Source organism: Gammaproteobacteria bacterium (assembly GCA_011682695.1).
Classification (GTDB): domain Bacteria; phylum Actinomycetota; class Acidimicrobiia; order Spongiisociales; family UBA4744; genus BMS3Bbin01.
In genome coordinates this window covers 1-8,358 of sequence record JAACED010000074.1, presented here as the reverse complement: position 1 = coordinate 8,358, position 8,358 = coordinate 1, and the positions used below count along the sequence as shown (strand labels likewise).

Here is an 8,358-nt window from a genome sequence, read left to right as displayed (position 1 = left end):
TCACTCCGATCGCGATGGATGAGGGTCAGAAGTTCGCGATTCGTGAGGGTGGCCGTACTGTCGGTGCGGGCACCGTCATCAAAGTCATCAAATAACCAACAAAGTGTGAGCGGCATTCCGTATCGCATACTTCACATTTCGCACGAAGAGAACCAAAGCGAGTAGAGAACCATGGCATCTGACAAGCGTCCGCCGATCACATTGGCCTGCACCGAGTGCAAGCGACGCAACTACGTAACAACCAAGAACAAACGCAATACGAAAGAACGGCTGGAGCTCAAGAAGTACTGTGCATGGTGTCGACAGCACACCGTCCACAGAGAGACTCGCTGAGCCGACGCGGGCAGCCGCGCCGTAGTATCGTGGTTTCCCCTGCGGGTGGAGAAAAGGGGTTCCTCGGTCGGGGTGGGCGTACGTCCACCCCGACACCGCGTCCAACGGAGTCGATATGAGCCTCGATGAACTGACAGGTCGCCGCTACGGCCCGGTCCAGGTGCAGATCCACACTGGACAGGTCGGCGCGTACGTGGAGGCCACCGGAGACGACCCCGACCGTTGGCGGTCCTTCGCTCCACCGTCGTTCGCCGGTGCTTTGCTCTTCGCCGTCGCCCCTGCGTTTCTCGCCGACCCGATCGTGGTCGGCGAGGTCGGATCCGTTCTGCATGGAGAGCAGACATTCACCTGGCACCATCCCCTGGAGATCGGCCAACCTCTGTCGGTGACCGGCAGTGTCGAACGGGTCCGTTCCCGCGGCGGTGTGGGAATCATCGTTTTCGGATTTGAGGTTGTTGGTGCAGAACCGGTTGTCCAGGGGCGGTCGACATTCGTTGTGTCGACCGAGGCCGCGCCGACAGGTGAGGACGGCGGTGAGCCGGATGTAGCAGAACGCGGGCGGAACGAGCGTGCCTCGGCCCTCGAGTTTCCTGCGGCGGGCGCGCACATCGAACCGCTCATCAAATCTGCGAGCCGAGCAGACCTCGTTCGCTATGCGGGAGCGTCCCACGACTGGAACCCCATCCATTGGGATCACGCCAGCGCCGTCGCCGCCGGCCTCGAAGGGGTCATCGTGCACGGCCTGCTGTCTGCGGCATGGGTGACCCAGGCGGTTGCACGCTACGTACCGGGAGGGTGCCCGATCGCCGACGCCCGATTTCGGTTCCGCACTCCACTGCGGCCCGGCGTGGAGACGCGAGTCGTCGGAGGGGTCATCGACGATGTCCCTGGTCGGTTTCGGGTGGCCCTGCAATCGGACACCGGGACGCACGTGACGGCCGACCTGGCGGTAACGCGATGACGAACCCGGAGGTCGAACGCAGTGAGACCGATGCACTCGTCGACCGTGCCCGCGCCGGAGACGTGGGGGCGTTCGAGCGGCTGGTAGAGCTGCATCAACACGCAGTATTCAGTTTGGCGCTCAGATTGGTTGGGAACCGAGAGATGGCGGCAGATGTGGCACAGGAAGCGATGATCAGGGCGTGGAGGGCCCTCCCACGGTTCCGCGGTGACGCCGCGTTCTCCACCTGGATCCACCGTATCACCGTCAACACGGCATGGACGCTGCGGACTCGTTCGAAGCGCCGGTCGGCGGGGTCGCTCGATGAGGCCGGCGATGTGGCGGACCCGGACTGGCTCACCCCCGAACGTGCAGGCGAGAGTGCCGTGTTGCGCATGGCGTTGCAGCATGCGCTTGCTCGCCTACCCGAGGTGCATCGCACGCTCGTTGTCCTCAAGGACGTTGAAGGCTGGACCCACGGCGAGATTGCCGAGATGCTCGGTATCACCGTGACGGCCGCGAAGGTGCGGCTCCACCGTGCGCACATCAAATTGCGTGAGTACCTGCGGGAGGAACTATGAGCTGGTTGCGATGTAGGAAGGTGCGCATGTTGTTGCCCGGACACATCCTCGGCAACGTGGCACTTGGTGAAGGCGATCAGGCACACCTCGATCACTGCCTCGTCTGCCAGGCGGACGCCGCAGGGTATCGGACCGTTCGCAGAGCCCTTCTCGAGTTCAAGGACGAGACCGTGTCCGCTCCTCGGTGGTTTGTCACCAGGGTCATGTCCCTGCTCGACCGTCCCGTCTCTGCCACGGCGAAACCTTCGAGGGCCCGGGTCGCCGTCGCCTTCTTGGTTGCGGGTGTCGCTGTGGCAATATGGGGCCGACGTCGGCTGCGGCCGGCGAGCTGACCGGGGTTTTACAGCCTCAACCGGGCGAACGTATAATCTTCATCCGTCCCGAACCCCTAGGGGTGTAGCTCGAAGTTGGTTAGAGCGCCGGTCTCCAAAACCGGAGGTTGGGGGTTCGAGTCCCTCCACCCCTGCCGAGAGGTAAGAAGATGAACCGAGAGATGCGCCGGCTCCAAGAGCGTGAGGACCGGCGACTGAAACAAAAGAGAAAGAAGCAGCAGCAGCAGCGAAAGCGGCGTCCCCAACGTGGGAACGAGCAGCTTTCGATGGCACAACGTCTGCAACGGTTCATCCGTGAGGTTCGGGCGGAACTCAAGAGAGTGTCCTGGCCGAGCCGGGAGCAACTCATCGCGTTCACGGCGGTAACGGTCATCACCTCGACCGCACTGACGATCTACATCTTCGCTCTGGACATCTTCTTCAAAGACGGCGTCCTTTTCTTTCTGGGGACCTCATGACCGAAACTGTCGAAGAACGACCCGTCAGCCCATACGATCTGCCAGGCGACTGGTATGTCGTGCACTCCTACTCTGGGTATGAGAACAAGGTCAAGGCCAACCTCGAGTCGCGGGCACGCTCGATGCACATCGAAGACAGGATCTTCGAGGTCGTCATCCCGATGGAGGACGTCGTCGAGTTCAAGGGCGGACGCAAGGTGACCGTCCCGAAGAAGGTCTTCCCCGGATACCTGCTCGTGCGGATGTATCTCGACGACGATTCCTGGTACGCCGTACGTAACACCCCGGGCGTCACCGGCTTCGTCGGCTCCGGCGTGAAACCGACGCCGTTGTCACGGCGCGAAGTCGAACGGTTCCTGGGCGTCCAGGATGTCGAACCGAAGAAGAAGGCCCCTCGCTTCAAGCCGGCCTGGGAGATCGGGGAGACGGTGCGCGTGGTCACCGGGCCATTCGCCGACTTCAACGGGGTCATCGAAGACATGGACGTCGACCAGCAGAAGGTCACCGTCCTCGTGAACATCTTTGGTCGCGATACCCCTGTCGAGTTGGGGTTTGGCGACATCCAGAAACAGTAAGAAAGCTGGCTTCCAGCCTCCAGCTACCAGCAGCCGGCAAAAGGGCTGGGAGCTGGAGGCCGTTGGCTGGCGGCTGAAGACCGAGAACCGAAGACTTGAGGACACGAAATGGCACGAAAGAAACTGGCTGCGATTCTGAAATTGCAGATCCCCGCTGGACAGGCGACTCCCGCTCCGCCGGTCGGCCCTGCACTGGGTCAGCACGGCGTGAACATCATGGACTTCGTTCGCGCGTACAACGCCGCGACGGAGAGCCAGGCGGGAACCATCGTCCCTGTTGAGATCTCGATCTACGAAGATCGCTCGTTCACATTTGTGACGAAGACGCCGCCGGCAGCGGTCCTCCTACGGCAGGCGGCTCGTGTCGAGAAGGGTTCGGCGATGCCCCAGGCGGAGAAAGTGGGCAGTGTGACCCGCGAACAGATCCGCCAGATCGCCGAAACGAAGATGCCGGACCTGAATGCGGTGGACATCGAAGGGGCGATGAAGATCATCGAGGGCACGGCGCGCTCGATGGGAATAACGGTGGACGCCTGAGCAGCGCTCAGACGTCCGTACCAGGTACCAGGTACCAGGTGCAGGACAGGGATGGGAGGCTCGCCAAAGAGCGGGCCGTTTGAACCACGGAGGTGAACAATGCCGAAACACGGCAAGAACTACTCGCAAGCCGCGCTGCGGTACGACACTCACACGGCGTACTCACCTGAAGAAGCGATCGAACTCGTCAAGATGTTCGCCTACGCGAAGTTCGATGAGACCGTCGAGGTGGCGTACCGTCTTGGGATCGATCCCCGGAAGGCCGACCAGTTGGTGCGTGGCACCGTCGGACTGCCGCACGGAACCGGTAAGACGGTTCGGGTGGCTGTCTTCGCTGATGGCGACAAGGCCCGTGAGGCCGAAGCCGCCGGTGCGGACATCGTTGGTGGCAAGGAGCTCGCCGCAGAGATCCAGGCCGGCCGGGCGCTCGACTTCGACGTGACGATCGCTACTCCCTCCATGATGGCCGAGGTCGGCAAACTCGGCCGAGTGCTCGGTCCACGCGGGCTCATGCCGAACCCGAAAGCCGGGACTGTCACCATCGACGTCGAGAAGGCAGTGCGGGATTTCAAGGGCGGCAAGATCGAGTACCGCAACGATCGTTATGGCAACATACATGCTCCCATCGGGAAGGTATCGTTCGATGCTCGGCAGCTCCTCGAGAACCTGGCGGCCTTGACGTCCGAGATCGTTCGCGCACGGCCCGCATCTACCAAGGGCCGATTCCTCCGCAACATGACCGTGTCCTCGACGATGGGTCCCGGCGTCAAGGTGGATGTCGGTTCTGTCGACGACCTGATCGCTCTGGTGCACTAGGTAGGGTCCGCCGGCAGCGAGTACGCTCGCCCCGCGGTCTTGGGGCCGACCTGAGGTCGCGATACGAAGTACGAACTACCGAGTACCGAGCAAGGCACATTGAAAGCCCGGGCTCGGCCCGGGCTTTCAAGGACATCGGGGCCTCCGAACGGAGACACGCTGGCTCCATGCGGGGAGCCTGGGCGACGGCGATGGGCGGCCGCCTCTCCCGAAGCCTCTCAACGGCGAGTGCAGGGTAGGGGCTGCACGTTCGGCCGGAGCGACCCCGGTTGCCCTTTGTCTTACGTCCACTCCTACGGCGCCTTGCGCCTGAACGGAGACCCCGAAGTTGTCCACCATGAGTGTCCCACAGCCGAGGGGTGATGTCCAGAGGCCAGTTGGTCAGTTTCCAGTAGTTGACACGTTGTGGTCTTGCCGGGAACCCTGCTGTGGCTGCTGTGGCTGCTGTGGCTGCTGTGGCTGCCGGCTGCCGGCTGCCGGCAGCGGCCGAATAGCCGGGCGCGTCATGAGACGCTATCGTGCCGGCCACAACTCCTATTACCTCGACCGAAGACCGTTGGCGCTCGCAGAGCTCAAACGGGGAAGTTCCCCGGCCCACGCAGGTTCCGCTCCCTGTGGCTCCTGTCGTATTCGGCGAGGAGCCTTACTCATAGAGGAGGAGCAATGCCAAGACCTGACAAGGTCCAGGCAGTTGAAGAGATCCGACGACGGTTGACCGAAGCGAGGGCGACATTCGTCACCGAGTACCGCGGTCTGACGGTTGCCGAACAGCAGACCCTTCGGGCCGCTTTGCGGGAAGCCGATGGCGAGTACAAGGTCGTCAAGATGTCCTTGGCTCGGCTGGCCGCCGACGCAGAAGGGCTGGAGGGACTTCGTGATGTCCTGGCCGGTCCGACGGCTCTGGCGTTTGCCGGTACCGATCCGGTCCCGGTAGCGAAGGCACTTCGCGATTTCGCGAAGGAGCACGAGCGGCTGATCATCAAGGGTGGCATTCTGGCCGGAGAAATCCTCCTGCCGGAGAAGATCGCCAGGCTTGCCGACATCGAGCCGCGTGACGTCCTGCTCGCCAGAGTGGCCGGTGCTTTCGAGGCACCCATGGTCAAACTCGCCGGGTTGCTGCTGGCTCTGCCGCGTGATGCAGTGTCGATGTTCTCACAACTGCTTGAAAAGAAAGAAGCATCCGGGGAATCCCCGGTTGAAAAAGCAGCTTCCGAGGTCGAAGAGACCGTTGCCACGGAGGAAGTCTCCGTAGCCGAGGAGGCCTCTGTCGAGGAGACCTCTGCCGAAGAGACCTCTGCCGAAGAGACCTCTGCCGAAGAGGACACCAAGGCCGACGACGAAGACGCTGCTTCCGAGGAGGAATGACAATGGCCAAAATGACGACAGAAGAGCTCCTGGAGGTCTTCGAAGGAATGACCGTCCTGGAGTTGAAGGATTTCCTGGACGCGTTCGAGGAGAAGTTCGATGTGACCGCTGCCGCACCGGTCACGGTTGCTGCGGTGGCCGCCGGTGGCGGCGAAGCCGCGGCCGAGCAAGAGAAGGACGAGTTCGATGTCGTTCTCTCCGCGATCGGTGACAAGAAGATCCAGGTCATCAAAGAGGTCCGGGCCCTGACCAGCCTTGGACTGAAAGAAGCCAAGCAACTGGTCGACAATGCGCCCGGAGTCGTGCTCGAGGGCGTCGACAAAGAGGCTGCCGAGAAGGCCAAAGAACAACTCGAGAGCGCCGGAGCGAGCGTCGAGCTCAAGTAGGTTTCGTCGTCCACGGCTGGAGGGCGGTCCCATGGGGCCGCCCTCCACTCGTGGCCCCGGCTATCGCCGAGCGATCGGGTGCGGCTTTGCGTGCACGGGTGTCGCCCCAGGATCGAGTGCGAACGACCAGTCGTTCGCACCTGGGGCCGCCCACAGGTGCACTGTGGCAGTGAGCGAGGAAGTGGAGACCGGGCAGGCCCCAGCCCCGATATACCCTTGACCTTGCCTTGCCAAAACGATATGTTGGTTCTGCAAGATGCCGGCGGAGGCCGGCTGGTCAGACCTGTGTTGCCGCCTGGGCAGGGGTGTGGTAGCCTGGCTTTTCGCCGTTCGCAGTCAGGTCCCAAGGGTTCAAGGAGGAGTCAGTTGCCCTCGCGCGTCAGCCCACGTCTTTCTTTTGCAAAAATCCCCGAAGTTCTCCCGATCCCCAATCTCCTCGCTCTTCAATACGAAAGTTTCCAGTGGTTCCTCGAAGAGGGACTGAAGGAAATCTTCGACGCGATCTCTCCAATAGAAGATTTCACCGGAGAGCTGGCGCTCGATCTGGCAGACCATCGCTTCGGGGATCCGCCGCGTTCTGTTGAAGAGTGCAAAGAACGCGATGCCCACTACTCGCGTCCACTGTTCGTTACCGCCCGGTTCGTGAACAAGAAGACCGGAGAGATCAAAGAGCAGCAGGTGTTCCTCGGAGACTTCCCGATGATGACCGACAAGAGCGTGTTCATCATCAACGGTACCGAGCGTGTCGTGGTCAGCCAGCTCGTGCGGTCACCCGGTGTCTACTTCGACCGTACGCCGGACAAGACCTCTGATCGCGAGATCCACAGCACGAAGATGATTCCGGGCCGAGGCGCTTGGCTCGAGTTCGACACGGACAAGCGCGGCACGATCGGCGTGCGCGTGGATCGGAAGCGTCGCCAGCACGTCACCGCTTTCCTGCGTGCCCTCGGCATCGCCGAGACTGACGAGGAGATCCTTGACCTGTTTGGCGGTGCAGAGGCGATCCGAACGACGCTCGAGCGTGATACGACGATCGATCGTGAGGACGCGCTCCTGGATCTGTATCGAAAGCTTCGTCCCGGCGAGCCGACGACGGTCGAGTCTGCTCGGGGACTGTTGCAGACGCTGTTCAAGAATCCCAAGCGCTACGACCTGACCAAGGTCGGTCGTTACAAGATGAACCAGAAGTTCGGTCGCCCGATTCCGGACGAGTACGAGCCGGCCACGATGGGGCTGCTGAGCGACGACGACATCCTCGACGCGATCGGCTACCTCATCGCCCTCCACGCCGGCCAGACGGTGTTCACGACCAGGGCCGGGACCGAGATCCCGGTGGGGATCGACGATATCGACCACTTCGGCAACCGCCGCATCCGAACGGTCGGTGAACTGATCCAGAACCAGGTGCGCGTTGGGTTGACGCGACTGGAACGAGTGGTTCGCGAGCGGATGACGACACAGGACTCCGATGCAATCACGCCCCAGAGCCTGATCAACATTCGTCCTGTCATCTCGGCCATCAACGAGTTCTTCGGTTCCAGCCAGTTGAGCCAGTTCATGGACCAGCCGAATCCGCTCGCCGGAGTAACCCACCGGCGCCGTCTCTCGGCGCTGGGACCCGGTGGTCTCTCCCGTGAACGGGCAGGATTTGAGGTCCGCGACGTTCACTCGTCCCACTACGGCCGTATGTGTCCGATCGAGACGCCGGAAGGTCCGAACATCGGCCTGATCGGTTCGTTGGCGACATACGCCCAGGTCAACAAGTACGGGTTCATCGAGACGCCGTATCGCAAGGTCGTCGACGGCAAGGTGACCAACCAGATCGATTACCTGACCGCTTCAGAAGAGGAGCGTTTCGTTATCGCGCAGGCCAACGCCGCACTGAATGCCGACGGTACGTTCGCCAAGGACAGAATTCTCGTACGGATGTCCGGCGGTGGCGGCGAAGTCGACTCGGTCCCGCCATCGGAGATCGACTACATGGACGTCTCCCCGAAGCAGATCGTCTCGATCGCAACGGCACTGATTCCGTTCC

General features: G+C 62.1%; 12 protein-coding genes and 1 tRNA gene. All 13 read left to right on the top strand.

From position 1 onward, the window contains the following. Nucleotides 1–95, top strand: a 95-nt coding sequence (locus tag GWP04_11275) for an elongation factor Tu (GenBank protein ID NIA26132.1), incomplete at its 5' end; no start/stop codon positions are given. A 76-nt stretch (nt 96–171) separates the two neighbouring features. After that, nucleotides 172–333, top strand: coding sequence for a 50S ribosomal protein L33 (gene rpmG, locus GWP04_11270; GenBank protein ID NIA26131.1), 162 nt, complete (start codon nt 172–174; stop codon nt 331–333). 115 nt (nt 334–448) lie between these two features. Beyond that, complete coding sequence (locus GWP04_11265) at nt 449–1,294, top strand: hypothetical protein (protein NIA26130.1); 846 nt, start codon at nt 449–451, stop codon at nt 1,292–1,294. After that, a complete protein-coding gene (locus GWP04_11260) occupies nt 1,291–1,854 on the top strand; it encodes a sigma-70 family RNA polymerase sigma factor (protein NIA26129.1) in 564 nt (187 codons plus the stop codon). Before GWP04_11265 ends, GWP04_11260 begins: the two co-directional genes overlap by 4 nt. A 26-nt stretch (nt 1,855–1,880) precedes the next feature. Then, on the top strand, nt 1,881–2,186 hold the full coding sequence (locus tag GWP04_11255) for a hypothetical protein (GenBank protein ID NIA26128.1): 306 nt from the start codon (nt 1,881–1,883) through the stop codon (nt 2,184–2,186). A 58-nt stretch (nt 2,187–2,244) separates the two neighbouring features. Then, a tRNA-Trp gene (locus GWP04_11250) sits at nt 2,245–2,320 on the top strand. Nucleotides 2,321–2,335: 15 nt separating this feature from the next. Next, a complete protein-coding gene (gene secE, locus GWP04_11245; GenBank protein ID NIA26127.1) occupies nt 2,336–2,644 on the top strand; it encodes a preprotein translocase subunit SecE in 309 nt (102 codons plus the stop codon). Between the two features lie 38 nt (nt 2,645–2,682). After that, nucleotides 2,683–3,219 carry a transcription termination/antitermination protein NusG gene (gene nusG / locus GWP04_11240; GenBank protein NIA26126.1) on the top strand — a complete coding sequence of 179 codons (537 nt, stop codon included), beginning with the start codon at nt 2,683–2,685 and terminating at the stop codon, nt 3,217–3,219. A 108-nt stretch (nt 3,220–3,327) separates the two neighbouring features. Next, the gene (gene rplK, locus GWP04_11235; GenBank protein NIA26125.1) at nt 3,328–3,756 is read left to right on the top strand and encodes a 50S ribosomal protein L11; all 429 of its coding nucleotides are present in this window, start codon (nt 3,328–3,330) and stop codon (nt 3,754–3,756) included. A 99-nt stretch (nt 3,757–3,855) separates the two neighbouring features. Continuing rightward, entirely contained in the window at nt 3,856–4,572 is a 717-nt protein-coding gene (rplA, locus tag GWP04_11230; GenBank protein ID NIA26124.1) for a 50S ribosomal protein L1, read from the top strand. Nucleotides 4,573–5,235: 663 nt separating this feature from the next. Further along, the gene (rplJ, locus tag GWP04_11225; protein ID NIA26123.1) at nt 5,236–5,937 is read left to right on the top strand and encodes a 50S ribosomal protein L10; all 702 of its coding nucleotides are present in this window, start codon (nt 5,236–5,238) and stop codon (nt 5,935–5,937) included. A 2-nt stretch (nt 5,938–5,939) separates the two neighbouring features. Further along, entirely contained in the window at nt 5,940–6,323 is a 384-nt protein-coding gene (gene rplL, locus GWP04_11220) for a 50S ribosomal protein L7/L12 (GenBank protein ID NIA26122.1), read from the top strand. Nucleotides 6,324–6,563: 240 nt separating this feature from the next. Continuing rightward, nucleotides 6,564–8,358, top strand: a 1,795-nt coding sequence (locus tag GWP04_11215; GenBank protein NIA26121.1) for a DNA-directed RNA polymerase subunit beta, incomplete at its 3' end; no start/stop codon positions are given.